The 26,674-nt window shown below is 35.2% G+C and carries 18 protein-coding genes; 16 read left to right on the top strand and 2 right to left on the bottom strand.

All coding sequences use genetic code 11. From position 1 onward, the window contains the following. The 15 genes from B0A65_RS02030 to B0A65_RS01960 all read left to right on the top strand — a co-directional run bounded on the left by B0A65_RS02030 (nt 1) and on the right by B0A65_RS01960 (nt 18,528). Nucleotides 1-1,584 (top strand): DUF4270 domain-containing protein, encoded by a 1,584-nt coding sequence (locus B0A65_RS02030; RefSeq protein ID WP_074660270.1) that lies wholly within the window; start codon nt 1-3, stop codon nt 1,582-1,584. Between the two features lie 9 nt (nt 1,585-1,593). After that, nucleotides 1,594-3,441: a glutamine--fructose-6-phosphate transaminase (isomerizing) gene (gene glmS, locus B0A65_RS02025; RefSeq protein ID WP_074660271.1), complete on the top strand. Its 1,848-nt coding sequence runs from the start codon at nt 1,594-1,596 to the stop codon at nt 3,439-3,441. A gap of 302 nt (nt 3,442-3,743) precedes the next feature. After that, the gene (locus tag B0A65_RS02020; RefSeq protein WP_074660272.1) at nt 3,744-6,575 is read left to right on the top strand and encodes a TonB-dependent receptor domain-containing protein; all 2,832 of its coding nucleotides are present in this window, start codon (nt 3,744-3,746) and stop codon (nt 6,573-6,575) included. An 83-nt stretch (nt 6,576-6,658) separates the two neighbouring features. Then, on the top strand, nt 6,659-8,227 hold the full coding sequence (locus tag B0A65_RS02015) for an SGNH/GDSL hydrolase family protein (protein ID WP_074660273.1): 1,569 nt from the start codon (nt 6,659-6,661) through the stop codon (nt 8,225-8,227). A gap of 234 nt (nt 8,228-8,461) precedes the next feature. Then, nucleotides 8,462-9,973: a F0F1 ATP synthase subunit beta gene (gene atpD, locus B0A65_RS02010; protein WP_047777068.1), complete on the top strand. Its 1,512-nt coding sequence runs from the start codon at nt 8,462-8,464 to the stop codon at nt 9,971-9,973. A gap of 71 nt (nt 9,974-10,044) precedes the next feature. Continuing rightward, a complete protein-coding gene (locus B0A65_RS02005; protein WP_074660274.1) occupies nt 10,045-10,326 on the top strand; it encodes a F0F1 ATP synthase subunit epsilon in 282 nt (93 codons plus the stop codon). Nucleotides 10,327-10,518: 192 nt separating this feature from the next. Beyond that, nucleotides 10,519-11,157, top strand: a complete 639-nt coding sequence (locus tag B0A65_RS02000; protein WP_074660275.1) for an NAD(P)-dependent oxidoreductase — start codon at nt 10,519-10,521, stop codon at nt 11,155-11,157. Between the two features lie 77 nt (nt 11,158-11,234). Then, nucleotides 11,235-12,395, top strand: coding sequence for an aminotransferase class I/II-fold pyridoxal phosphate-dependent enzyme (locus B0A65_RS01995; protein ID WP_074660276.1), 1,161 nt, complete (start codon nt 11,235-11,237; stop codon nt 12,393-12,395). A 199-nt stretch (nt 12,396-12,594) separates the two neighbouring features. Then, nucleotides 12,595-12,789 (top strand): hypothetical protein, encoded by a 195-nt coding sequence (locus B0A65_RS23095; RefSeq protein ID WP_123890264.1) that lies wholly within the window; start codon nt 12,595-12,597, stop codon nt 12,787-12,789. Nucleotides 12,790-12,870: 81 nt separating this feature from the next. Then, the gene (locus B0A65_RS01985) at nt 12,871-13,731 is read left to right on the top strand and encodes a TraB/GumN family protein (RefSeq protein WP_074660278.1); all 861 of its coding nucleotides are present in this window, start codon (nt 12,871-12,873) and stop codon (nt 13,729-13,731) included. 7 nt (nt 13,732-13,738) lie between these two features. Next, a complete protein-coding gene (locus tag B0A65_RS01980; protein WP_074660279.1) occupies nt 13,739-14,242 on the top strand; it encodes an RNA polymerase sigma factor in 504 nt (167 codons plus the stop codon). Further along, the gene (locus B0A65_RS01975; RefSeq protein WP_074660280.1) at nt 14,232-14,849 is read left to right on the top strand and encodes a hypothetical protein; all 618 of its coding nucleotides are present in this window, start codon (nt 14,232-14,234) and stop codon (nt 14,847-14,849) included. The genes B0A65_RS01980 and B0A65_RS01975 overlap by 11 nt, the downstream gene beginning before the upstream one ends. Before the next feature lie 156 nt (nt 14,850-15,005). Then, complete coding sequence (bioD, locus tag B0A65_RS01970; protein ID WP_074660281.1) at nt 15,006-15,623, top strand: dethiobiotin synthase; 618 nt, start codon at nt 15,006-15,008, stop codon at nt 15,621-15,623. A 235-nt stretch (nt 15,624-15,858) separates the two neighbouring features. After that, nucleotides 15,859-17,130 carry an adenosylmethionine--8-amino-7-oxononanoate transaminase gene (bioA, locus tag B0A65_RS01965; RefSeq protein WP_074660282.1) on the top strand — a complete coding sequence of 424 codons (1,272 nt, stop codon included), beginning with the start codon at nt 15,859-15,861 and terminating at the stop codon, nt 17,128-17,130. Nucleotides 17,131-17,358: 228 nt separating this feature from the next. After that, nucleotides 17,359-18,528 carry a beta-ketoacyl synthase N-terminal-like domain-containing protein gene (locus B0A65_RS01960; protein WP_074660283.1) on the top strand — a complete coding sequence of 390 codons (1,170 nt, stop codon included), beginning with the start codon at nt 17,359-17,361 and terminating at the stop codon, nt 18,526-18,528. Between the two features lie 93 nt (nt 18,529-18,621). Here B0A65_RS01960 and B0A65_RS01955 read toward each other — a convergent pair whose 3' ends face one another. Together B0A65_RS01955 and B0A65_RS01950 are read right to left on the bottom strand one after the other, a co-directional pair. Then, nucleotides 18,622-23,781, bottom strand: coding sequence for a T9SS sorting signal type C domain-containing protein (locus tag B0A65_RS01955; RefSeq protein WP_123890262.1), 5,160 nt, complete (start codon nt 23,779-23,781; stop codon nt 18,622-18,624). 467 nt (nt 23,782-24,248) lie between these two features. Further along, complete coding sequence (locus B0A65_RS01950; RefSeq protein ID WP_074660285.1) at nt 24,249-24,719, bottom strand: regulatory protein RecX; 471 nt, start codon at nt 24,717-24,719, stop codon at nt 24,249-24,251. A gap of 285 nt (nt 24,720-25,004) precedes the next feature. Here B0A65_RS01950 and B0A65_RS01945 point away from each other — a divergent pair. Beyond that, nucleotides 25,005-26,674, top strand: a 1,670-nt coding sequence (locus B0A65_RS01945) for a PA14 domain-containing protein (RefSeq protein ID WP_207556399.1), incomplete at its 3' end; no start/stop codon positions are given.

Genomic DNA, 26,674 nt, shown 5'->3' with positions numbered 1-26,674 from the left:
ATGTATAATACTTCTTTTATTAAGAAAATTCTATTAGTTGCAACGGTTGTTCTTTTATATTCTTGCGATAAAGATTTTAATGCGATTGGTGATAATTTGATTGGAGATAATCATTTTGATCTTCAGGGTGAAAAATATGACGTTTTGGCTTATAACCAGGAAATAACTCCTATTCAATCAAACGCATTGGCAGTTAATGGTTTAGGTATTTATGATAATCCTGTTTTAGGAACTACTAAAGGAAATTATGTGACTCAGCTTATAATGGCTTCATATGCACCAACTATTGGTGACGAACCTGTTGCTGATAGTGTAGTGTTGAGTGTTCCTTATTTTAAGCATGTAAAAAGCTCAAATGCAGATGGTAGCACAACTTATGAGTTGGATTCTATTTATGGAGCAACAGCGGGTAAGCTTAAATTGAGTGTTTATGAGTCAGGCGTTCAAATGCGTACTTCTTATTTTGATAGCGGATCTCAAATGGCTCAATTATATTATACGGATCAAAATACTGATTTTGATAATTTTAAAAAAGAACCACGATTAAATGACGATCCAAGTGTATTGCAAAATGATCAGTTCTTTTTTAGTTCTGCAGAAATTAATCAATTAACAACAGATGCAACAACTGGTAAAAAAACACTTAGCAGACTTGCACCTGAAATGCATCTGAAATTAAATACGGGTTTCTTTGATGATAAAATTTTAAAAGCTCCTGCTACTAAGCTTGCTAGTGCTGATGCTTTTCAGGAATATTTCAGAGGATTGTATTTTAAAGTAGAAAGACCCGATACTGGCCCTACCAATATGGCCTTGTTGGACTTTTCTAAAGGTAAAATAACAATTTATTATAAGGCTAAAACAGCTATCACAACAGATGCCGAAACGGTAAAAGAGAATAAAACTCTTGATTTAACTTTAGGTTCTGCTACTGCCAGTTTGTTAAATGACACTAAAAACAGCACTTATGATACTGCAATAAAGAATCCTGATAATGTCAATGGTGATGCTAATCTTTATTTAAAAGGGGGTCAGGGATCGCTTGCTGTAATTGATCTTTCTAATTTTGCAACTAAATTGGCTGAAATAAGAGCTAATAAATGGATGGTGAACGAAGCAAATTTGGTATTTTACATCGATTCTGATAAAATGAAAGATGCAGATTATGAGCCAAAAAGAGTTTACTTATATGATTTGACTAACAATGTTCCGCTAATAGATTATTCAGATGGTACGAGCGGGTTTGCGGGTACAGATCCGAAAGCAACCAGATATATTTTTGGGGGACTATTAGAAGTAGATGCTACCACTAAACGTGGAAAATCGTACAAGGTTAGGATTACTAATCATATCAGAAATCTTATAAAAGACGCTACAGCTGTAAATGTAAAATTAGGTTTGGTTGTAACAGAAAGTATTGATATTGCAACTTCAAATAAATTGAAATTAAAAAACAGCGTTATTTCAGAAGCGCCAAGAGGATCAGTTATGAGCCCGGTAGGAACAATTTTGTATGGAAGTAAAGCATCTGTTCCGGAAGCGCAAAGATTGAGACTTGAAGTTTACTACACGAAACCAAATTAATAAATATATATGTGTGGAATTGTTGGGTATATCGGCCATCGAGAGGCGTATCCTATTGTTATAAAAGGATTAAAGCGGCTCGAATACAGAGGTTATGATAGCGCAGGTGTTATGTTGTATGACAACTCAGGTATTAAACTTTGTAAAACAAAAGGTAAGGTTTCGGATCTTGAAGCTAAAGCAAAAGACGGTTTTACTACTAATGGAACTATTGGAATTGGGCATACCCGTTGGGCAACTCATGGAGTTCCAAATGATGTAAATTCGCATCCGCACCTTTCTAATTCTGGTGAATTAGTGATAATTCACAACGGAATTATAGAAAATTATGCACCTCTTAAAGAAGAATTAATAAAAAGAGGTTATACTTTTAAATCAGATACAGATACTGAAGTTTTAGTGAACTTAATTGAAGAAGTTCAAAAAAAGGAAGGTATCAAATTAGGAAAGGCAGTGCAAATTGCTTTGAATCAAGTGGTAGGAGCTTATGCTATTGCTGTATTTGATAAAAAAAATCCTGATGAAATTGTTGCTGCAAGATTGGGTAGTCCATTGGCAATTGGAGTTGGCGAAGGAGAATATTTTATTGCTTCTGATGCTTCTCCTTTTATTGAATATACTTCAAATGCAATTTATCTTGAAGATGGTGAAATGGCAAACATTAGATTGCATAAGCCGCTTAAAGTTAGAAAAATAAAAGATGACTCTTTAGTAGATCCTTATATTCAGGAGCTTCAAATGAATTTGGAGCAAATTGAAAAAGGTGGTTATGATCATTTTATGCTTAAGGAAATCTATGAGCAACCAAATGTTATAAAAGATACTTACAGAGGAAGACTTCATGCAAATGAGGGAATTGTTCAACTGGCTGGTGTTGAAGATAATCTTGAAAAATTCTTAAATGCCAAACGAATTCTGATTGTTGCTTGTGGTACATCATGGCATGCAGGTTTAGTAGCTGAGTATATTTTTGAAGAATTTACCCGTATTCCTGTAGAAGTGGAATACGCTTCTGAATTTAGATACAGAAATCCAATTATAAATAAAGATGATGTTGTTATTGCAATCTCTCAATCTGGAGAAACTGCTGATACAATGGCAGCTATTAAACTGGCTAAAGAAAATGGAGCTTTTGTTTTTGGAGTTTGTAATGTTGTAGGTTCTTCTATTTCAAGAGAAAGTCATGCAGGTGCTTATACACATGCAGGTCCTGAAATTGGAGTAGCATCAACTAAAGCTTTTACTACTCAAATCACAGTTTTGACTATGATTGCTCTGAGATTAGGAAAAGCTAAAGGAACATTGTCAAATCCTGATTTCCATGCTTATTTACAAGAATTGGAATTAATTCCTGAAAAAGTTGCGGAAGCTTTAGAAACAAATGACAGAGCAAAAGAAATTGCCGCTGCTTTTAAAGATGCGCCAAATTGCCTGTATTTAGGCCGTGGATATAATTTCCCTGTTGCACTAGAAGGAGCGTTGAAGCTAAAAGAGATTTCCTATATTCATGCTGAAGGATATCCTGCTGCTGAAATGAAACACGGACCAATTGCTTTGATTGATGAGCATATGCCGGTTATTGTTATTGCACCTAAACAAGGACATTACGATAAGATTGTAAGTAATATTCAGGAAATTAAATCAAGAAGTGGAAAAATTATTGCCGTTGTTACTAAAGGTGATACCCAGGTTCGCGAATTGGCCGATTATGTAATCGAGATTCCGGAAACTTCTGATGCATTGTCTCCGCTAATTACCACAATACCATTACAATTACTTTCGTACCATATTGCTGTTATGAGAGGTTGTAATGTCGATCAGCCACGTAATTTGGCTAAATCGGTTACAGTAGAATAAAGATTACAATTCATTATATGTTAAAAAAGCGAGATTTAGGTCTCGCTTTTTTTATTATCATATTTTTTTTCTGACCCCTCTATTTTTATTATATCCTCATTTTTTATCTTAAATTTTATATGTATGCATACTATTTAAGATTTGAAATGCATTGTTGTTGCTGTTAATTTAAGAAAAGCTAATGTGAAAAAGTTAAAATACTAGCAAAAAATATGCGTTATATTAATTTTTTTTAACGTTTTATTATTAATATCAAAAATATTTGTATTTTGGCTAGATAAACTAACCAAAAACTAACCCACATGAGAGTGTATTTGCTAATTATGTTGTTTTTCTGCGGCGCGTCCTTTGCGCAGAATACAATTACTGGTTCTGTTACCGATAGTAACAAACAATCTATTCCCGGTGCCAATGTTGTTGTAGTAGGAGAGCGTAGTGGAGCTTCTGCTGATTTTGATGGTACATTTAAACTGACCACTTCCGCTAAGTTACCTTTTACAATTAAAATTTCAGCAGTGGGATTCGGAGCTAAAACAGTTTCGATCACATCGGCTAATCAAAAGGTAAATGTGATTCTAAAAGATGAAGAAAATAAACTGGATGAGATCGTAGTTTCTGCTTCAAGAACTCCTGAGCGTGTTTTGGAGTCTCCTGTTACCATTGAAAGAATGGGTATTCAGGATATTAAAAAGACAGCTTCGCCATCATTTTACGATGGATTAGAAAATTTAAAGGAAGTACAGATGAATACTAGTAGTATGTCCTTTAAATCTATAAACACAAGGGGTTTTGCTACTGTTGCCAATACACGTTTTATGCAGTTAGTAGATGGAATGGATAACTCATCACCTTTGCTGAATTTTGTATTGGGAAATATGATTGGTGTTTCTGAGATTGACGTTCAAAGTGTTGAATTGTTGCCAGGTGCATCTTCTGCTTTATATGGTGCGAACGCTTTTAATGGTATTTTATTTATGAACAGTAAAAGCCCTTTTACAGATCAGGGAATTGATGTTTATTTAAAATTGGGTCAGACTTCTCAGCATGCTGCAGGTACAAATGCTTCTGTAGATTTTGGAATCAGAGCAGCAAAAACTTTTAATAAATATTTTGCGGCTAAAGCAAATTTCACTTACATGCAGGCTACGGATTGGTATGCAACCAATTATGCAGATAAAACAGTTGCTGGTATTGATAGAAGTAATCCAAATTATGATGGAATAAATGTATATGGAGACGAAGTATCAACAAATATAAAAGGTGTTGGACAGTCTTTGGCCAGTTTAGGATTGATTCCTGCAGGAGCTGTAAATTTGTTGCCTAATAGCAATGTTAGTAGAACGGGATACAATGAGATTGATCTTACTGATAATAAGGCATCCAATTTAAAAATTGATTTTTCTTTGCACGCAAGACCTTTTGGAGATGAGAGATTAGAAATTATCTGGCAAAGTAAATTTGGTTTTGGTAATGCCGTTTACCAAGGTGCAAATCGTTATTATTTGAATAATTTTTTCATGCAGCAACATAAACTTGAGCTTAAAGGAAAGAATTTTTTCGTTAGAGGATATACAACATCAGAAGATGGAGGAAATTCTTATGATATGGTATTTACAGGTATAAATGTTGATAGAAAATGGAAAGACGATAAAACTTGGTTTGGTCAATATGCCGGAGCTTATATTCAGTCTACTTTAGCTGGTATGACACCTGCGAATGCAGATAAGGCGGCAAGAGCTACTGCTGATACAGGCCGTTTTTTGCCGGGATCTCCAGAGTTTCAAAAAGCGTTTAATGAAGTAATTAAAGACGAAAGTGTCTTGACTGGTTCAAAATTGGTTGACAATTCAAGGATTTATCACTCTGATGCAAATTATAATTTTAGAGATTTAATCAAATTTGCAGAGATTCAGGTTGGAGGTTCATTTAGATTATATGAATTGAATTCTCATGGTAGAATTTATACAGACGCTGACGGTCCAATTAATTATAATGAATATGGGGCTTACACTCAATTGATGAAAAAATTCATGGACGATAGATTGAAGTTTACAGGATCAATTCGTTATGATAAATCTAAAAATTTCGACGGAAACTTTTCGCCAAGACTATCTCTTGTTTATTCAGGCGGAGAAAAGAAAAATCATAATTTCAGAGGATCTTTTCAAACAGGTTTCAGAAATCCATCTACACAAGATCAATATATAGGATTTAATATTGGCAATGCAGTGTTGATTGGATCTGCACCTGACAACTTAGGAAGATTTAGTGAAACATTTAATCTTAGTCCAGAAGGTCAGGCTTATAGTGGCGGAAATACAACTAAAGACATGACAGGTTATGATGCGTATGGAAATTCGTACATAGCAAGTTCTGTAAGTGCTTTTGCTGCAATGGCGGGATCAAATCCGGTTGCGGCGGCAGCATTATTGAAAAAATCGAATGCTAATTACGTTAAGCCTGAGAAAGTAAAAGCTTTTGAGTTAGGATATCGTTCTGTTTTTGAAGGCTTTTCAATAGATCTTAACGGGTATTATAATATCTACAATGATTTTATTGGTAACCTAAATGTGATTTCTACTTATTATGGTCAGGCTCAGGACAATCCAAATCTTGCAGGAGGAGCTACAGATCCTGGTTTTCAATCGGTTCGTGCAATTCAAAATGGAGAATATAGAGCGTATCAATTGTATACCAATTCTGATGTAGAGATTCATTCGCTTGGATTTGGAGCAGGATTTTCTAAAAAAATTATTGCGGGTTATGAGTTAGGTGTAAGCTATAATTACGCTCAATTTGATTTTGACAAGGAAAAAGATCCAAGTTTCGAAGCAGGATTTAATACGCCTAAACATAGAATTAAAGCTTCTATTGGAAATGAAAAAGTGTTCGAAAACTTCGGATTTAATGTTAGCGCAAGATGGAATAGTGAATACGAGTGGCAAGCAGGTTTTGCTGATGGTATAATTGAATCGGCTACTGTAATTGATGCACAAATTAATTATGCTGTGCCAAAAATGAAGTCTACATTTAAATTGGGGGCTGCTAATATTGGTGGAAAAGAATATACTCAGGTAATTGGTGCGGGATTAATTGGTCAGCAGTATTTTGCTTCATGGACATTCAATCCGTAATTAGAAATTTTCAAACAAAAATAAATAGGTTATTGCTTTCTTATCTAAAAGTTTGAAAGAGGTAATTTTAAAATATATAAATTATGATAAAAAATTTCAAATGGCTATTATTGGTTTCGTTAACCTTTGTGGCTTGTAATAGTGATGATGATGTGGCAACGATCGTAGATTCTTCTGATGGTTTGCCTTTGACTTCTGGTACTGCTAATTTTTCAAAATATGTTGCTTTAGGGAATTCCTTAACGTCGGGTTTTAGTGATGGTGCTTTATTTAAAAAAGGGCAAGAAGGTGCTTATACTACTATTTTAGCAGAACAATTCAAACTTGTTGGAGGAGGAGAATTCAAAATTCCTTACACAAATGATAATATTGGAGGTTTGCTTTTTAGTGGACAAGTAAATCCGGCTTTCGGACCAAGATTGTATTTTAACGGTTCTGCACCAGTTCCTGTTGCCGGAACTCCTACTACAGAAGTTATAAATCCTGCAGTTGTAGCTGCAGGTCCTTATAATAATACAGGTGTTCCCGGAGCGAAAAGTTTTCATTTATTATCGCCAACTTATGGAAGCCCGGCCGGTCTGGCAAATGGAACAGCAAATCCGTATTATGTACGTTTTGCTCCAAATGGAACAACATCGGTATTGACTTATGCAATGAGTCAAGCGCCGACATTCTTTTCCTTATGGATTGGAAATAATGACGTTCTGGGATATGCAACTTCCGGAGGTGATGGCACAAATCCTATTACACCAGTTAGTGGCGCTGCAGGTGTTGGTTTTGATGGAACATATGCCGCTCTTATCACTACTTTGACATCGGCAGGAGCAAAAGGTGTGGTAGCCAATATTCCGTATGTAACTTCTATTCCGTTTTTTAAGACGGTTCCTTATAATCCACTTACTGCTTCCGTATTAGGAAGTGGAAATACTGCAGTTGGTGTGGCTACGATAAATGCATTAAATGCACAGTTGTATGGGCCTTTAAAACAAGCTTTAACTGCTTTTAGTGCGGGAACAAGAATTAACTTGTTGTCTACAACAGGTTCAAATCCATTATTGATAAAAGATGAATCTCTGACAAACTTATCAGCACAGCTTACAGCGGCTTTTACGCCTACTTTAGGCGCTCAGACAGCGGCTTTTTATGGTGCCGTTTTTGGACAGGCGCGTCAGGCAACTGCCGCTGATTTAGTTCTTTTAACAACACAGTCAGCTATTGGTGCAGCGCCAACAGCTGCAAATTCAGGATTAGGAGTCGCGCCTCCTGCGCCTTTGGATAAATTCGGAATTACGTACCCTTTACAGGATAAGTATGTTCTAATTCCAACAGAAATTGCAGAATTAGCAACAGCAACAAAAGCTTTTAATGCAATAATAAAATCACTTGCAGATTCTAAAGGCTTAGCTTTTGTAGATGCAAATGCAATTATGGATCAAATTGACAAAGGCGGAATTGTAGCCAATAATTTTACAATGGCATCAACATTTGTAACCGGAGGAACTTTCTCTTTAGATGGTGTGCATCCTTCGCCAAGAGGATATGCCTTTATTGCAAATAAGTTTATTGAGGCTATAAATGCTAAATATGGATCAAACCTAAAGGGTGTAGATGTGGGGAATTATCCAATTCTATATCCTGCAGTATTACCGTAAAGCCCATTTTTTTTAGTAAGAAAGTCACTCATTTCTAAAATGTAGTGGCTTTTTTTTATTTCAATGAAAATTGCTATTTTAGATTTTTTAGGCCTGTCTTTTAGGAATCAAACAAAATCATAGTATTTTTTATGAAAAAAAAATTGATTTTATATTTTAAAAAATTATCTTTGCGCTCTGAAAAAAGAGGTATTTTCGATAAACCTAAATAGCTATTTAATAAATACATAAGTAATGTCAAAAGTAATAGGAAAAGTTGCTCAAATCATTGGACCAGTAGTTGACGTAGTTTTCAACGGTAAGGATGTTGAACTTCCAAAAATTTATGATTCACTAGAAATCACTAAAAAAGACGGAACATTGTTAGTTCTAGAAGTACAATCTCACATTGGTGAAAACACTGTTCGTACAATCTCTATGGACTCTACAGACGGTTTGTCTAGAGGATATGAAGTAGTTGGAACTGGTAATCCAATCCAAATGCCAATCGGTCCGGATGTATACGGAAGATTATTCAATGTAATTGGAGATGCAATTGATGGTTTAGGAAACTTGCCAAAAACAGGAGAAAACGGTTTGTCTATTCACAGACAAGCACCTAAATTCGAAGATTTATCAACTTCATCAGAAGTTTTATTCACAGGTATTAAAGTAATCGATTTGATTGAGCCTTATGCAAAAGGAGGTAAAATTGGATTGTTTGGTGGTGCTGGTGTTGGTAAAACAGTATTGATTCAGGAGTTGATCAACAATATCGCAAAAGGTCACGGTGGACTTTCAGTATTCGCAGGAGTAGGTGAAAGAACACGTGAAGGAAATGACTTGCTTCGTGAGATGTTAGAGTCAGGAATTATTAAATACGGTGATGATTTCATGCACTCTATGGAAAATGGAGGATGGGATTTATCTAAAGTAGATATGCCAGGAATGAGAGAGTCTAAAGCTACTTTCGTTTTCGGACAAATGAATGAGCCTCCTGGAGCTCGTGCTCGTGTAGCACTTTCAGGATTATCTATCGCTGAATATTTCCGTGATGGAGCCGGAACTGATCAAGGGAAAGACGTATTGTTTTTCGTTGATAACATCTTCCGTTTTACACAAGCAGGTTCTGAGGTATCAGCACTTTTAGGTCGTATGCCTTCTGCAGTAGGATACCAACCAACTTTGGCAACAGAGATGGGAGCGATGCAAGAGCGTATTACATCTACAAACAAAGGATCTATTACATCTGTACAAGCGGTTTACGTTCCTGCGGATGATTTAACTGACCCGGCACCGGCAACAACGTTTGCTCACTTAGATGCTACAACTGTATTGTCTCGTAAAATTGCTGAGTTAGGTATTTATCCAGCGGTTGACCCGTTAGATTCTACTTCAAGAATTTTGACTCCTCAAATTTTAGGAAATGAGCACTACGACTGTGCACAAAGAGTAAAAGAAATTCTTCAGAAATACAAACAATTGCAAGATATTATCGCGATTTTAGGTATGGAAGAATTATCTGAAGAAGATAAATTATCTGTATCAAGAGCACGTCGTGTTCAACGTTTCTTATCTCAACCTTTCCACGTAGCGGAGCAATTTACAGGTATTCCTGGAGTTTTGGTTGATATTAAAGATACTATCAAAGGATTCAACATGATTATCGACGGTGAATTAGATCATCTTCCTGAAGCAGCTTTCAACTTGAAAGGTTCTATCCAGGATGCGATCGAAGCTGGAGAAAAAATGTTAGCTGAAGCATAAATCTAGTTTTCAGTATTCAGTCCCAGTATTCAGTACTGAGACTTTTAACTGAGACTGTAAACTAAAAAAGTATGATTTTAGAAATAGTATCACCAGAAGCAAAATTATTTTCAGGAGAAGTAACTTCAGTTACATTGCCTGGGGTTGATGGAAGCTTTCAAATATTGAATCACCATGCTCCTATCGTTTCTATTCTAGAAAAAGGAACTATTAAAATTGCAGCGCCAAGTTTCAATTTTTCTAAAGAAGTAGCAGGTAAATTCACGAAAGTAAATGACCAAACCTATACATTAGAGATTACGTCAGGTACTATCGAAATGAAAGACAATAAAATTATTGTTTTAGTTGACTAAAACAATTTGAAAATAGATTAAAAAGCCAAACAGTATTGTTTGGCTTTTTTTATTTCTATAATTTTGTACTATTAGAATCTCTTTATAAAATATTGATTTTTAAAATAAAAGCTCAGTAAGTTTTTATTGTTTTTTGCTTTATCTAATAGATAAAGCAAAAATGAGTTATGTCAAATTTTATAAAGAAAACACATGAAAAATATACATAAAGTAGCCGTTTTAGGCGGTGGCGGCAGAACTGGAAAATATCTTGTAAACCAGTTATTGAAACAAGGATTTAGTATAAAACTCTTACTTAGAAATCCTGAAAATTTTACGCTTCAACATTCAGACATTGAAGTTATCAAAGGCGATGCTCTTGATTCGTATTCCATTACACTATTGCTAAAAGATTGTCAGGCTGTTTTGAGTACGGTTGGACAGCGAAAAGATGAGCCACTTGTAGCAAGCGTAGCCACGAGCCACATTTTGAAAGTAATTAAGGACTATGAAATACAAAGATATATTTTGCTGGCTGGACTTAATATCGATACTCCATTTGACAAAAAAAGTCCAAAAACTAGTATGGCTACAGATTGGATGAAAACTAATTTTCCGATTATTCAGGAAGACAGACAAAAAGCCTATGATTTGTTGGTTGCAAGTAATGTGAATTGGACGCAGGTTCGGGTGCCGTTTATTGAATTTATTGATAAAAACTCTGAAATCTCAGTAAGTTTAGAAGACTGTTTAGGAGAAAAAATAAGTGCAAATGATATTGCTGGATTTATGATAACTGAAATGCTGGAATCTAAATACAGTAGAAAATCGCCGTTTATAAGTGCGATATAAAAATCAAATTGAAGACAGCGGGCGACATCACGCCTGCTGTTTGTTTAATTTGAGTTCAATTTCATAACTTTGCTTTTATGAAATTACCTGAAAATCTTATTCAAAAGCTTGAAACCCGAAAGCAAAATAACGCGTTAAGACAATTGCCAAGTTTTAATAATCTTGTCGATTTTTCTTCAAACGACTATATCGGATTTTCACGATCTGAAGCTATTTTCAAAGTGGCACATCATTATCTGGTCGAAAATGAGATTATTCAGAATGGTGCGACAGGTTCGCGATTAATTTCCGGAAACCATTCTTTGTATCAAATAGCAGAAACTTTTATTGCTGCATTTCATGAAGCTGAATCAGCTCTAATTTTTAATTCGGGCTACGATGTCAATGTTGGTTTTTTTAGCGCTGTACCGCAACGAAATGATGTTATTTTGTATGATGAGTTAAGTCATGCTTCAATTCGTGATGGAATTACAATGTCGAATGCGAAATCATACAAATTCAATCACAATGATTTTGAAGATTTAGAAAGACTTATTATAAAATTCCAATCTTCTAAAGTCCAGACTCCAGGCAATATCTACATCGTTACTGAAACTGTTTTTTCTATGGATGGTGACACTCCAAATTTAGACGAACTGGTAGCGCTTTCAGAGAAATACAATTGTTATTTAGTTGTGGATGAAGCGCATACTCTTGGCGTTTTTGGTGAAAAAGGTGAAGGCTTGATTCAATATCTGAACTTACACCATAGAATTTTTGCCCGTATCATGACTTTCGGAAAAGGTTTAGGATGCCATGGAGCGGTTGTTCTAGGAAGTCAGGAACTAAAAAAATACTTAGTAAACTTCGCCAGAAGTTTTATTTATACAACAGGATTGTCTCCACATTCTGTTGCTACTGTTTTAGTAGCGTATCAGCATTTAGAGATTGAAAAGGAAAACATTGAAAAACTGCGTCAAAATATTGTGTTTTTCAATCAACAGAAAAATTTATTAGGCTTAAAGCCGATGTTTGTTAGAAGTAAATCGGCTATTCAGTCTGCGATTGTTCCCGGCAACGAAAAAGTGAAACAATTAGCACAACAACTACAGGATAAAGGTTTTGATGTAAAACCAATTCTCTCACCAACCGTTCCGGAAGGCCAGGAACGCTTGCGTTTTTGTATTCACAGTTATAATTCTCAAGAAGAAATAAATCAGGTTTTAGAACTTCTAAGAAATTTTGTCTTTATAGTTTAAATTATTTCACAGAGATACACAAAGTAATAGGGAGATTCACAGAGATTTTTGTGAATCTCTTTTTTTTGCTTTGTGAATCTCTGTGAAATAGCCGTATTTCCTCACTTTTTTAAATTTTTTATAAAAAAGTTTATTTTTTTTTGTAACGTTTTGATTATTCGATTACTTACGAGTCGTAATCAAATAAACCAAAATAATTATGAAAAAAGAATCAACTTCAAAAAGCGAGAGAACTTCTAACTTTATATTTATATTTTTAACTTCTCTCGGATTAGGGTACACTTTAGTAAACCATTTTATATTCGATAAACCAAGAACAGAAACACTCGTTGTAATGATTTGTTTATTTGTGATTTCAATCGCTTCCTGGCAACGAAAAAAATTCATGAAATAATAATAGCGGGTTTCAATCATCAAATCAATCAATCATCAGATCACAATCATCAATCAATTATCAACTTAATCAATCAATCAAATGAAAAATTTATTCAAATCAGTAGTTACAGTAATCGCAATTATTTTTAGTTTGTCAAATCAGGCACAAACAAAATCTCCAAAACTTGAGAATTCTCTTTTATGGGAAGTCTCAGGAAACGGTTTAGAAAAGCCATCTTATTTATACGGAACCATTCATGTGATTTGTGGAGAAGATTATTTTCTTTCTGAAAAGACAAAGAAAGCATTTGAAGCTTCGGGTAAATTAGTTTTAGAAATGAATTATGCAGACCCGAATGAAATGGAATTTATGCAAAAAAGTGCAATGGGAAAAGAGCCTTTGAGCAAAAAATTAAATCCGGAACAATTGGCTAAATTAGATGCGATATTAAAAAAATCAACAGGAATGACTATTAAACAGGTAGATGCTTTTACTTTGATGACAGTATCGGGTTTAATTTCGATGAAAAATTTTGGCTGCACAGATATGAAATTTTATGAAATGGAATTTGCAGCCATGGCTAAAAAACGAAATATTGAAGTAGTTGGACTTGAAACTGTTAAATTTCAAATTGAAAGTTATGGAAATGCTTATTCAGATGATGAAACGATAGCAATGTCAGAAGAAGCGGATGATGATACAGATTTGTCAGTTGCAAATTATAAGAAAGAAAATATAGAAGAACTATACAAAGCTTCAACTGCAGCAGATATTATGACTGCTAAGGCTAAAAAGTACATGCTGGACGAAAGAAATAGTAAGTGGGTTGAAGTTTTACCTGAACTGATGAAAAAAGAAAGTTTATTTGTGGGAGTAGGTGCGGCGCATTTAGGGGGAGAATTTGGAGTGATTAATTTATTGAGAAAAGCAGGATATATCGTAAAACCAATAATGAACTAAAACTGTTTTGAAAGAAAAAGAACAAGAGTTTTTAAGTCGGATAGAAAATCACAAAGGAATTTTGTACAAAGTTTCCAAGATGTATATGGACAATCATGATGATCAACAGGATTTGTTTCAGGAGATTGTTTGTCAGCTTTGGAAATCATATGATTCGTTCAGAAATGAAAGTCAGTTTTCGACCTGGATGTATCGTGTAGCGGTTAATACTGCAATCGTTTTTCTGAGAAAGGAAAAAAGGAAAGTTGATAAATATGAAATTGCTTCAGAAAATATAAAGGACGATGAAGGAGACTCACACATCAAAGAAAGTCAGTTGGATCATTTTTATAAAGCCGTTCAGAAACTGGAAAAAATTGACAAAGCGATTATTTTTTATCAACTAGAAGGTTTTTCACATAAAGAAATAGGCGATAATCTTGGAATTTCTGAAGGGAACGCCAGAGTGAAGTTAAACAGAGCAAAAGAAAAATTAAAAGAAATTATTAAAAATCAAGGATATGGATTTTGACGATATACAAAACGCATGGAAGAATGAAGAAACTAAAAATGTTGTTCTTCCAAATAATTTAGAAAAAATACAATCGGTGAATATGCCTTTGGATAAAATTAGAAAAAATTTAAAAAAAGATCTGATTGCTCAAATAGTTTCAGTGGTTTTCGTCGGGATCGTTCCGTTAATTATTGAACTGAAATATAGTTTTTTTCTTGCCTATTATTTATTGTATGCACTATCAATAGTAATCTTAATTAGTTTTACAATAAGATTATATGTGTACTATAAAAATTTTACAGATGTCGCAACAACAACCAAAGACAATTTGTATGAGATCTATTACAATATAAAGTTGTTTATGGAGACGTACAAATCTGCTACTTACACTTTTATTCCTTTTGGACTGTTTTATATGTTTTTATTGCCCTTAGGTAAAAAATCAGGTAAACTGTTAAATCGTATTTTAGATGCAAATCAGGAAAATGTTGCCCTAATAGTTGTATTGATAATAGTTGTATTTATGACATTGATGTGGCTTATGACGGAAGGACATGTGAAATTATTTTACGGAAAATATGCCAAAGAAATCAAAAAAGTAATAGACGAATTAAAAGAAGAATAAAACTCAACCCATCGTAATTGATGGGTTTGTTGTTTTTATTGGTATTTTTGTGGGGAATTACACGGAGATTCGCAAAGGAGACGCAGAGATTCACAAAACTATTTATTCTTTGTGTTGCTTGTGTCTCCTTTGCGAATCTCTGCGAAATAGCAATCTATGAAAATATTTATAACAGGAATTTCAACTGATGTGGGTAAAACGGTAACATCAGCAATAGTAGTAGAAGCTTTAGAAGCAGATTATTGGAAGCCTATTCAGGCTGGAGATTTGGACAATTCTGACAGTCATAAAGTGAAATCGTATGTTTCAAATTCCAAATCTCAATTCTTCCCGAACAGTTATGCCTTAAATACGCCTGCAAGTCCGCATCTGGCAGCAGAAATTGATGGAGTAACAATTGATTTAAAACAGATTCACGAGCCAAAAACAGAAAATCATTTGGTTGTAGAAGGGGCAGGAGGAATATTTGTTCCGTTGAATGAAAATGATACCATTATCGATTTAATTCAACCAGACTATAAAGTAATTGTAGTTTCAAGACATTATTTAGGAAGCATCAATCATACTTTATTGACTATAGAAGCTATTCAGAACAGAGGTTTTCAAGTGGCGGGAATTATCTTCAGCGGAAGCGAAAACAAATCGACTGAAAGTTTAATTCTGAACAAAACCGGAGTAAAATGTATCGGAAGAATTGATGAAGAACCGTATTTTGATCAAAATGTGATTCGCGAATACGCTGATTTGTTTCGAGACAATCTTCTTGGGTTGTAGTATATCGAGAATAGATTATAGAAGCAAGAAACAAGAAACAAGAAGAAAGAAACAAGAAGAAAGAAACAAGAAGAAAGATGAAAGAGGATTAAATAGGAATTGCTGGTGAGAAAATACAGTATTGAAATAAGAGAATAGAAACAAGAATTGCAGCTTAGCAAATAGACTTTCTTATCTTTGCGGAAACTATAGAGTTTAGTCTTTCTTCTTGACTCTATAATCTATTCTCTAAAAAATGACATTAACAGAAAAAGACAGCCAATATCTTTGGCATCCTTATACACAGCACAAAACTTCGCAAACGCCAATTGCCATTTCGAGAGGAGAAGGCGCATTGCTTTGGGACGAAAACAATAAAGAATATATTGATGCGATTGCGTCCTGGTGGGTAAATCCGTTTGGACACAGCAATAAATTTATTGCCGATGCGATTTACAAACAGCTCACTACTTTAGAACACGTTTTATTTGGTGGTTTTACACATGAACCAGCGATAAAAGTAGCTGAGAAGCTGATGGAAATTCTTCCAAAGAATCAACAAAAAATCTTCTTTTCTGATAATGGTTCGACAGCAGTTGAAGTGGCTATAAAAGTAGCTTTACAGTATTTTTTTAATAAAAATGAAAAACGCACCACTATAATAGCTTTCGAAAATGCTTTTCACGGAGATACTTTTGCGGCAATGGCGGCAAGTGGAATCTCATTTTATACCCAGGCTTTTCAGGGAATGTTTATAGATGTAGTCCGAATTCCGGTTCCGGTAAAAGGGCAGGAGCAGGAAAGTTTTGAAGCACTAAAGAATGTAATTCAAACGCACAATTGCGCTGGTTTTATTTTTGAGCCTTTGGTTCAGGGAGCGGCCGGCATGGTGATGTATGAACCAGAAGCCTTAGGGAAGCTGATTCAGATTTGCAAAGAAAATAAGGTCTTGACAATAGCCGACGAAGTAATGACGGGCTTTGGTAAAACCGGAAAAACCTTTGCAATGGATTATGTTTCAGAAGATCCGGATATGATTTGCCTGTCGAAAGCATTAACAGGAGGAACAATTCCGATGGCAATTACCACTTTTACGCAAGATGTTTTTGATGCTTTTTATGATGATGATATCAATAAAGCTTTATTTCATGGACATACTTTTACGGCAAATCCAACGGGATGTGCAGCTGCTTTGGCCAGTATCGATTTATTGCAGACGCGTGAAATGCAGGCGAATATTGAAAGAATAAATAGAAGTCACTTACAGTTTCAAAAGAAGATTGAAAATCATTCAAAAGTGATTACAGCCAGAACTTTGGGCGTTATTTTTGCTGTTGAAATTAAATCATATGCTGAAGAAAGTTATTACGGATCCATGCGAACCAAACTATATAATTTCTTTATCGATAAAGGTGTTATTTTGAGACCTGTTGGAAATATCGTTTATATTCTTCCTCCTTACATAATGACGGATGACCAACTTCAGAAAGTATATAAAACAATTGAAGAAGCCATAGAAATGGTGTGATTTTGCCGACAGATTTAACGGATTAAACAGATTTACGCAAATTAATAATTTGAAATCAGTGCAAATCCGTTTCACCCGTGCCATCCGCGTGCTATCACGCACCCTTTTTCGAAAAGCTTAGCGAACTTAATACACAATTAGTTAAGACTTTTTATAAACTTTTGCGACCTTTGCGTAAATCTTTTCGCCGTTTGCGGTTAAAAACACAACAGGCATAAAAACACTATTTTGAATACAAATAAAATCTCTATAACTGCTTTTTCCTCCATTTCTCCTTTAGGAAATAATGTCGCTGAAGTTTGGGAAAAATACCTCGATAATAAACATTGTTTTTCTCAACAATTTTTAGATCAACAGGAAACTTCTGTAGCTGCTTTAAGTGCCGAATCAAAGCAAATCGTTGCTGAGATTCGGGAATCAGATCCTAAATATAAATTTTTAGATGATTCCGTTTTGTTTGCATTGGCGGCTTCCAGAAAAGCAGTTGAACAAGCTGGTTGGAAATTGGATGATATCTTCGGAATCAACATTGGTTCTTCTCGTGGTGCTACCGATTTATTTGAAAAACATTATAAAACATACATCGACACAGGAAAAGCACAGACTCTGGCTTCTCCAACTACCACTTTAGGGAATATCTCTTCCTGGATCGCGCACGATTTACAAAGTGTCGGTCCTGAGATTTCGCATTCTATTACCTGTTCGACTGCACTTCATGCGGTATTAAATGGTGTTGCGTGGTTAAAATCCGGAATGGCAGATAAATTTTTAGTAGGAGGAAGTGAAGCACCGTTGACCGATTTTACGATTGCTCAAATGAGAGCTTTAAAAATATATTCGCGTATTAATCCGGAGGAAGAAAGCTGGCCCAATCTGGCTTTTGATTTTGATAAAACACAAAACACCATGATTTTGGGCGAAGGCGCTGCCGTTTGCTGTTTAGAAGCAGGTGAGGCAGAAAATGCGATTGCTTATATAACTGGTGTTGGTTATGCCACTGAAATTTTAGAGCATAATATTTCTATTTCTGCCGAGGCGGACTGTTTTCAGAAGTCTATGAAAATGGCACTAAAAGATGAAAATTTAGAAGATATTGATGTTATTGTAATGCATGCTCCCGGAACCATAAAAGGTGATTTAACGGAATTACGTGCCATCGAAAAAGTATTCGGATCAAAATTACCTTTGTTAACTACGAATAAATGGAAAATTGGGCATACGTTTGGAGCTTCCGGAATATTAAGTTTAGAATTAGCCCTTTTGATGATAGAGCACGACAGGTTTATTGGAGTGCCGTTTGGAGAAAAACAAAACCAGGTAAAACCAATCAAAAAGGTAATGATTAATGCGGTTGGTTTTGGGGGAAATGCTGTTAGTATTTTGATTGAAAAAAGATAATTAGATTTTAGATTTTAGATTTTAGATTTTAGATTTTACAAAAAAAACTCCATTCGCTGCGGCGAATGGAGTTTTTTTGTCGTTTCTTTTTATTTATTGAAATATGATTTTCTTCGTTACGACATAATCGTTTTCTAAAGTCACTTTCACCAATAAAACCTGATTGGCTGCCTGCAGGTTTGATATTGATAATTCAGTAGATCCAACTTTCTTTTTATTATAAAGTTGTTTTCCGTTAATGTCAAAAATGGTGATTTCTTTGATGTTTTCTTTTACCGATGAAACTTTTATCGTTTTATCTTTTACAGCAACCAAAAATCCGTTTTCGATATTTTCGAAATCGCCGGTTCCCAATGTTTTATTGGTGTAGCGTAAAACGAAGCGATCTGTAAAAGTTCCTGCGACAGTTGTAAAAGTGTAATTGCTTGCAGTAAGGTCATGAATTACAGATGTGGTTTTATCTTCTAAATAAATCTTCTGAGTAGTCATGTTTCCGTCGACTTCGTCAATAGAAATGGTGAAATCGCCATTAATTGTCGTACGGTATCCTAATGGTATACTATCTGCTTCTTTAAAAGGAAGCGCACGTCCTTGAATTACTAATTTGTCACTTTGATTGATGCTGTAAAAGTCCAGGTACTTATTTGCATCAATAGTGGTGCCGTCAAAAAGGCTTTCATACGCATCCGTCGCTCCTTCAATATAACCTACCATTAACTGCTTAAAAGCTCCTTCTGTATTGGTCATATTTAACCATACACGATGTTTTTCTAATCCAGTTGTTTTAGAATCTTTTCCTGGCTTGTAGAATTGGCCATTATCCTTTCCTCCTGATCGCATAGTGTTTGTAAAAACAAGTGATCCAGGAGTTTTTGTACCCGCAAAGAAAGCTTGTCCTGCACCAATCTGACCACTAGGTCTTGCATAGTTGTTTGCATTATTTGCCGATCCTGCCGGTTCTGCAACTTTTACGCTACCAGTAAGATTATAAGTAGCATAATCATCTGACCCGTATTGATATGCACCTCCTAATACTACAGGTGTGTTATGTGTCCAGAAATAAAGAGTTCCCTTTAACATATCACGATTTGCAAGTATAAATTTTTCAGCATCTAAAGCTGATGGATAAGGATTTCCAACAAGATAGAATTTGTCAGCATTCAGGTTTTCGGTATTAATAGTACCGTTATTTGGTGTTCCTGAAAAAGTTGCCGTGTAAGTAGCTCTGTCCGTATTCGAATAATTTTCTGGACCACGAATAATATAACCTTTGCCAGGAGTCATAACACTTGTTCTGGACATTGCGACCCATCCGGAACCACTATGATAATAGATTTTGGTTGGATCAGTTAAAGGAGAGATTCCAGCAGGTGTTTGCCCTTGTACAGGTGTTGACCAATAAGTATAGTCAGCTTGACGAATTCCGGGTGTTGTACGCTGATATGAAATTTTACCACTGTTTATGTTTAGTGTGTTATCTGTTTGAATTAAGCTTGCTTTGTTCTCGAAAAATAATGAGCCTGATGTTGAGGCAGAGAATAAAACTTTGACAGCACTGTTAACTCTCAAAGTAGTACTGCTTTTAACAAGCAGTGAAGCTTGATCATTAATAGTTAGGGTATAGGCATAGGAGTCCAGATTTTCATCTGAAATAACTGGGTTTTTTGCTACGCCCGCAGGTATAATAACACAGTCTGTTGCAGATGGAATTCCTGACGGACTCCAGTTGCCTGCTACATTCCAATCTGTGCTTGTTGCTCCTGTCCATGTTTTATATGCTGGCGTGTTAACTTTTAGTGATGTACCAGTTGATGAAATACAACCCGAAGCATTTTTTGCAGTTACGACATACGTATTTGGATCTAGTGAGTCGAATACGGTTTGATTGTAATAATCTGTTCCGTTGATACTATAAGTGTAACCAGTAGTTGCTGTAATAGTAATAGTTCCTTTTGTCCCTGAGCAAGTTGGTTGGGTTGTTACGGTTGCAGTTGGGGCTGTTGGTTTTGCATTAGTAATAAAGGCGCCTGAAGCGTTACTTGTCGCAGTGCCACATTGACCTCTTACAATACAATAATAATAAAGTGTTCCAGCTGTTGTTGAAAGTGGTGTGTAAGCATTGCTAGTTGCACCATTTATTAAGGTTGGACTTGATAGATTGCTTTGAGCACTACTATACCATTGATATTCAATAGAAGATTGCCCTGCTCTTGGAGTTCCTACTGCAGTAACAGATATAGGTGTAGATGCAGTACCGCTGCATACTGACTGCCCAGCTAATGATTCAGCTGTAATTGCAGTTGTTACATCAATATCTATTGCACTGTATATGGATTGGTCAGAACATGTTCCATTATCAACCACAACTCGGTATTGTCTAGTTGATCCTGAAATTGATGTTGGCGTATAGGTAGTTTTTCCGCGAGTACCTGGAATGTCAATATAGTTTACGTTGCCTCCATCGCTATATTGCCATTTTTCAATTACTGATGTATCTGGATATGGTACATTGCGATTAGCGTAAGTATTAAATGTTAATGGTGGTAATGTTTCGCCAGGACAAATATGTTTTCCGCCATTAACTTGACCTTGGTCCAGCATTACGATTTCTGTTGTGTATGTGCCGGGAGTAGAAGTGGTGCATCCATTGGTATTGGTATAATTAACACTTACTGTTTTTGATCCTGTAGTTAACCATTCAATTACAATATAGCTATCAGTAGCAGTTCCTTTATCAATAAGTTTGTAATCAGTATTAAGTACTCCTGAAACAGACCATATATAATTAGACTTTCCTCCTTGAGTATCATACGCTATATGCCTATTTGCACAGGTTTTTGCTTTTGGTGTTGTAGTAATTGTTGGAGTATATACAGTTACTGTTCTGGCAGTTGATGTTACTGCTGAGGCACAAGTTCCAGTTACAACTACGTCATAGCTTCCTGCGTCAGAAGTTGTCGGATTAGTTAGAGTAAGCGTGGCAGATGTTGCCCCGCTTATAACACCTCCGTTTGTAATTGGAGTTAAGTCTTTTCGCCATTGATAAGTTAATCCTGTTCCTGTAGCTACAACGGTCATTGACTGCGAACCGTTTCCTGAACAAGTTGCTGCAGGCGCAGTTGGTTGTGTTGTTATTGCTGTCGCTGTATTTATTGTAACAGCAACAGGAGTTGAAGTTACAGCTGGTGCGCAAGAACCACTGATTTGTACAGTATAGCTTCCTTGGTTTGCTGTTGTTGGGTTAGTTAAAATAAGCGTTGCTGTTGTTGCCCCGGCTACAACTCCTCCGTTTGTTACATTTGTACCGTCTTTTTTCCATTGATAAGTTAATGGCCCTGTTCCTGAAGCCACAACAGTCATTGACTGGGTACCGCTTCCTGAGCACGTTGCTGCAGGAGCAGTCGGCTGTGTTGTTATTGTAGGAGCGGAATTTATTGTGACAGTAACTGGATTAGAAGTTACGATTGGAGAACAAGTTCCAGTTATAACTATATCATAACTTCCTGCGTCAGAAGTTGTCGGATTAGTTAAGGTAAGCGTGGCTGATGTTGCCCCGCCAATGACTGTTCCGTTTGACAAGTTAATGCCACCTTTTCTCCATTGATAAGTTAATCCTGTTCCTGAAGCCGCAACAGTCATTGACTGCGTACCGTTTCCTGAACAAGTACTAGCTGGAATTGCAGGCTGAGTTGTGATTGAAGGTGATGTGCAGCTAAAAATTTCATCTGCACCCATGTAAGGTTTTGTCCTGCTATCGCCTTGAATGTCATTTGTTATTGCTGATAATGTAGAATCCCCAATTAAACTTTCGTTGATTATATTTCCTGCAGCTAAAAACAACTCAGATGAGAATGTTGGCACGGCACTTAACGAACCTGTATCCTGACCTGTACTTGTTTGCCATTCTGTAATCGTTGATGAATCAGAATTTGGGCTTCCCATGTGTCCGATCTTGCCACCAGAGCTGGTTACGTAATTATTATATCTTATGAATGAAAAAGCATTTTTATTTGTACTAGTATAAATTGCAAAGCGAGTACCACTAGTTTGAGAATTAGAGAATATATTGTTTCGTATGTCCAAAACACTTCCATCGGCAATAAATAAACAAGCTGATAAAACATTCTGATTCATATTTAATGATACAGTATTGTAATAGATGTTTATTTTTTTTCCGTTGCTAATATAGATACCATGTCCTGCATTATTGTAATCATCCTTATTGTTATAAGGAGAAGTATAGACGGAACTGATAAAGTTATTTGCAACCGTTAAATTTGATGTAACAGAATTATCTAAATCAATATAAATTCCTCGTGAACCAGACTGAACAGATTTAATATTTGAAATTTTATTCTGAAGTATAGAACCGTTTGATGATTTTCCTTTTATTGTAATACCGTAGATAAAGGTGCTGTTGTCACTTCTTAAAAAATTATCTAAAGTATTTTTGGTGATGCTGAAAGAATCTGCATTATCAATTATAATTCCATTAAGCGTGATCTCTTTTCCAGAACCTCCAAAATCATTACTTGAAATAGTCAAGTTTTTTGAAGTGGAGTTTTTATTTCCTTTAATATTTATACCATTTCTCACAGCCGAAATGGTATTGTTGGTAATAGTGTTGTAGCTGTTTGGACTGTCTTCTTCCTTTGTAATGTCAGAAGCACTTGATGAAAGAATACCATTTAAGCAAGTGCTGTTCTCATTACTTGGAGTATTAAGGCTTCCAAGAATGATAGTGTTTTTAATAGTATTATAAGTTGCTCCATTAGAGTTTGAAGCACTACCAATCCAAATTACGCTTTCGCTGTTATTGTCGGCAGCAACAGTACTTTTTATTGTCAGGTTTTTAGTTGTGCCATTGATTGTATTACTACCATCAATAATGACATAATCAGCTCCGTTTAGTTTAATTAGCGAAGTATTTGTCCAAACTTGACCTCCAGAAATTGTAATGGTTTTGCCTACATTCGGTTTAATAGTAAGAGTGTTGGTTGCACTAGAGCCTACAATTTGATCAATAACAATTTGTGATGCTAGTGGTTGATTTTCATTTAAAAGTAAAGTTACTGCGCCACTTATTCCGTCTCTGTTGATGCGGCTTATTGCATCCGCTAAAGTGGGAAAATCAGAGCCTGAACCACCAACGGTGTAATCACGACCGGTTAAAGCTTGGGCAAATCCAAAAAAAGGCAATAATAAAAATAAAAAAGGTAAAAGTAATTTTCGAATCATATTAAATCGTGGCATTTAATTTTTAAAAACGGTTTTTTTATCTTGTTTTGTTTAATGTTTACATGCCATGGATGAATTGAAAAAGCTACATCAAAAAGAAACCAAGTAGTCATGTTAAGTGGTTTCAATCAGGATGTTATGCTGGCATAGCATTTAACCTGACAAAGATATAGACATCTACGAGTTTGATATAAGCAAGGTTTTGTAATAGCCAATTAATCGATGAAGTGTTTAGATTAATCGTTGAAATGCATATTGAAAATGCTCTATTTGTGGAAATTCTTATAAATCAGTAAAATTAATTATAAGAAAAGTCGCAACATAATAGATAAAACTGTTATGTTTTTGTAATTTTAAACTAAAAAACGTCTAACATTATCCATAATTCGCAACAAAACGACATTTGTATAGGAAAGTATTTTCTGATAAATTGGTTGTTTTTCAGGGAATTAAGAAGAAGTATTATGTGAGAAAAATAGAAGTTATTTTTGTTCCAGTTCTTTTGCTTTATCATAAACAAAATGACTTTCATAACCACGACGAAGGAGATAGTCGCAGAACTTTTTTCGTTTTTTCAATATATTCTTTTCGGGAATACTGTCCCAGCATCTTTCCGCCAGATTTTCGAAAGTAGATTCGTACTCTTCTATTGAAATTTCTTTAAGTGCTAGTGTAATATTAGTCGAAGAAATTTGTCTGGCTTTAAGTTCGTTTGTAATCCTGATTTTGCCCCACGATTTCATTCGGTGTTTTCCTCTTGCAAAGCTACAGGCAAAACGGGTTTCATTTAAAAAATTATGCTCAATTAGCTGAACTACAATAGTATCGATTTCGTCAGCAGTCATTTTCAGGCTGTATAATTTAGAAACCACTTCGCCATGACAACGTTCCTGATACGCACAAAAGTGTTCTAATTTCAGTAAGGCTTCCTTTATTGTGTAAATTGAATTCATGTGTTTTTTCCTTCTTTTTAACGGTTATTGCTAAAAATAGTCATTTTGATGTTAAAATTTATGATAATTTTTTATCATTTCTTAAAAAATAGCTGGCTAAAATATTGTGTATGTGCGTAATTATAATATTTTTGTACGATAATTTCACAAGTTAAGACTCTTTGAAAAACAGAGTTTTAGCTGCCGATTTCAAGTTTTAAAAGCCAAAATTAAAGTATTGCCCAAGAAATGCAATGCGGTTTTGTTTCTTTTAACGCCAAAAACAAATTTAATACCACGCCTTATATGATTAAAAAATTACTTTGTTTCGTTCGTTCTTTATTTATTGAAGATTTTATGTTTTCAGAAAATTTATCAAAAAACAGCAGAAAATGGATGTTTGTAATTGCTTTTTGTTTTATTACTGCAGTAAATTACGCACAGTGTAATGCATTTCCATCAGCCACAAAAACTGGAAATGATATCACTTTTTGTGTTGATAGTTCAACAGATATTTCAGTAGCCACTCAATCACAAAGCTATGTTACAGTAAATGTAATATCCGGCTTTACCTATGAATTTTCAATTCCAAACTCATGGAGTGGGGGAAACAATATTGAATATTTAGGTTTGTTTGATGATGCTAATAATAATTACATAACTCGTGACTATAGTGATAGCGGAGCGACAGTTGATTATGTCGCAACATTTTCAGGAAAAATTAAGGTTTTAGTATTACGTGGTACTAATTGTAATTCAGGAAGTACTTCTGCTATTACTTTAAGACTTCAGCAAACGGGAATAGGTAATAATTACGATAATCAAACAACCGCAGGAAACGATACATGGAGAGGCCATGTTTATAATTGGACTGGTGGAGCTCCTCCAGGTGGTACACCTTCTCCTCCTTCTATAGCAAATACAGATCCTTTTGCAAGTGCTCAATACGTAGGTTATTATGATTTCAACTTTGAGGCTTTAAATGAAAGTTTTGGAGGTACTGCTAATTGCTTTAATGTTTATTCAAATGGCTCTGTACGAACAAAAATTAATACAGAACTTTTTGCGGTTAGATATCGAATGATAACATCAAAGAGTGGTTGTTATTTAGTTACAATTTCAGGCGATGATGGAGTTAGATTGTATCTTAATGGAGCATTGGTTATAGACAGATGGAAAGAACAGGCTATAACTAATTATCCTAATGTATTAGTTAATTTGAATCCAAATGATGAGTTGGTATTAGATTATTATGAGAATCAAACCAATAATACAGTCATTTTCGGGATAAAACCATTTGATATATCAACAAATACAATCACGCCGGCAACAAGCACTATCTGTCGCGGTACTTCTATAGCATTAAATGGTTCAGACTATTTGATAAACGGTGCTGCAAATACATACTTAACATTTCAGTGGGAATCTTCTCCAGATAATTCAACATGGACAAATACAGGAGTTACAACTGAAGATTATAATGTAAGCCCAACGACTACTACGTATTACCGAAGAATAGTAAAGGCAGTTGCTGGATCTTGTTCGGTTACCAGTGCGTCAGTTGTTGTGAATGTTTCAACACCAACTCTTACTGGTGTTTCACAACCTAGCTCAGCTTGTACAGGTTCAGCAGCCACGATCCGTTTAACAGGTCTTTTGCCTGGAAAAACTTTTACTATTAATTATTCGATAGCTGGAACGGCACAGCCTGCTAAAACCGGAGTGGTTGCAGATGCTTCAGGAGTAGCAACCTTTACAACGCCAAACTTGACAGTTGCAAACAATAATCAAGTATTGTTGATTACTAGTATTACTACCACGAGTACCACACCAACGTGTTCGGCAACTTTTACAGGAATTTCAACAAATTTAAGTGTTAGTCCAGTTACGGTCTTAGGTACAATTTCTGGGAATCAAGTTATTTGTGCTAACAACTCTCCAGCTAACATCACATTAACAGGGAATACAGGAACTAT

Source organism: Flavobacterium frigidimaris, assembly GCF_002217275.1.
Classification (GTDB): domain Bacteria; phylum Bacteroidota; class Bacteroidia; order Flavobacteriales; family Flavobacteriaceae; genus Flavobacterium; species Flavobacterium aquidurense.
This window is presented reverse-complemented; position numbering and strand designations above follow the sequence as displayed.

What these genes read in the sequence shown, in the direction of transcription:
- bioD (WP_074660281.1), top strand. Translation starts at nt 15,006, where the DNA reads ATGAAAATATTTATAACAGGAATTTCAACTGATGTGGGTAAAACGGTA.
- B0A65_RS02000 (WP_074660275.1), top strand. Translation starts at nt 10,519, where the DNA reads ATGAAAAATATACATAAAGTAGCCGTTTTAGGCGGTGGCGGCAGAACT.
- atpD (WP_047777068.1), top strand. Translation starts at nt 8,462, where the DNA reads ATGTCAAAAGTAATAGGAAAAGTTGCTCAAATCATTGGACCAGTAGTT.
- B0A65_RS02005 (WP_074660274.1), top strand. Translation starts at nt 10,045, where the DNA reads ATGATTTTAGAAATAGTATCACCAGAAGCAAAATTATTTTCAGGAGAA.
- B0A65_RS01955 (WP_123890262.1), bottom strand. Translation starts at nt 23,781, where the DNA reads ATGCCACGATTTAATATGATTCGAAAATTACTTTTACCTTTTTTATTT.
- B0A65_RS02030 (WP_074660270.1), top strand. Translation starts at nt 1, where the DNA reads ATGTATAATACTTCTTTTATTAAGAAAATTCTATTAGTTGCAACGGTT.
- B0A65_RS01975 (WP_074660280.1), top strand. Translation starts at nt 14,232, where the DNA reads ATGGATTTTGACGATATACAAAACGCATGGAAGAATGAAGAAACTAAA.
- B0A65_RS23095 (WP_123890264.1), top strand. Translation starts at nt 12,595, where the DNA reads ATGAAAAAAGAATCAACTTCAAAAAGCGAGAGAACTTCTAACTTTATA.
- glmS (WP_074660271.1), top strand. Translation starts at nt 1,594, where the DNA reads ATGTGTGGAATTGTTGGGTATATCGGCCATCGAGAGGCGTATCCTATT.
- B0A65_RS02015 (WP_074660273.1), top strand. Translation starts at nt 6,659, where the DNA reads ATGATAAAAAATTTCAAATGGCTATTATTGGTTTCGTTAACCTTTGTG.
- B0A65_RS01950 (WP_074660285.1), bottom strand. Translation starts at nt 24,719, where the DNA reads ATGAATTCAATTTACACAATAAAGGAAGCCTTACTGAAATTAGAACAC.
- B0A65_RS01985 (WP_074660278.1), top strand. Translation starts at nt 12,871, where the DNA reads ATGAAAAATTTATTCAAATCAGTAGTTACAGTAATCGCAATTATTTTT.
- B0A65_RS01995 (WP_074660276.1), top strand. Translation starts at nt 11,235, where the DNA reads ATGAAATTACCTGAAAATCTTATTCAAAAGCTTGAAACCCGAAAGCAA.
- B0A65_RS02020 (WP_074660272.1), top strand. Translation starts at nt 3,744, where the DNA reads ATGAGAGTGTATTTGCTAATTATGTTGTTTTTCTGCGGCGCGTCCTTT.
- bioA (WP_074660282.1), top strand. Translation starts at nt 15,859, where the DNA reads ATGACATTAACAGAAAAAGACAGCCAATATCTTTGGCATCCTTATACA.